At 44.0% G+C, this 703-nt stretch carries 1 protein-coding gene; it reads left to right on the top strand.

Annotation, left to right across the window (positions count from 1 at the left end):
• Positions 1-264 precede the first annotated feature (264 nt).
• On the top strand, positions 265-702 hold the full coding sequence (locus tag Q4Q57_RS22045; RefSeq protein WP_028760228.1) for a GNAT family N-acetyltransferase: 438 nt from the start codon (positions 265-267) through the stop codon (positions 700-702).
• The last annotated feature ends 1 nt before the right edge of the window (position 703 follow it).

The raw sequence follows: 703 nt of genomic DNA, 5'->3' as shown, positions 1-703 counted from the left end.
CCAACTCACCTCTAGCCTACGCCTCATATGATGTTCTTGTTCATCAGCTCGCAAATTTGCTAGCGGCTTCCTTCAGACCAATCCTCGCGGATAAGCCCTTGCCATTCGCTAGTAGTTAACGTTTAATAACAGCATGTTATTGAACGGTGACCTTCCTACAGAGGACTTTCACCTCATTAGTTCATGCCCATGCTGGGCGTACACAAGAAAAGCCTGCCGACGCGTACCGCGCAGCTGCTTTGGGCGTTAGAGCTAAGGAAAGTCATGAGTATCACATTGGAAGAGATTACAAGTTCAAATTATGAAGACGTATGTGACTTAGATGTCACGAATGAGCAACAGGAATATGTTGCGAGCAATATGTGGTCTTTGGTTGAATCACATTACTGCCAAGGGCATACCTGCAGAGCTATCTATCAGAACGATAAGCCTGTCGGTTTTTTCATGTGGGTATCTGAAACGCCTGAAAAAGTTTCTATCTGGCGCTTTATGGTGGATCAACGCTATCAACAATCTGGTATTGGCAGAGTTGCACTAAATTTGGCGCTCAATGAAATCAAATCCAGTGACAAAGTAAAAGAAATAGAAATTTGCTATGACCCTGAAAACCCGGTGGCCAAAGATTTTTATTCACGTTTTGGCTTTCAGGAAGTGGGTTTGGATGAAGATGGTGAAGATATGTTGGCAGTCATCAAGCTGTGAG

Origin of the sequence: Shewanella sp. SP2S2-6, from assembly GCF_031931965.1 — a bacterium.
Lineage (GTDB): Bacteria > Pseudomonadota > Gammaproteobacteria > Enterobacterales > Shewanellaceae > Shewanella > Shewanella baltica.
This window is presented reverse-complemented; position numbering and strand designations above follow the sequence as displayed.

What these genes read in the sequence shown, in the direction of transcription:
- Q4Q57_RS22045 (WP_028760228.1), top strand. Translation starts at nt 265, where the DNA reads ATGAGTATCACATTGGAAGAGATTACAAGTTCAAATTATGAAGACGTA.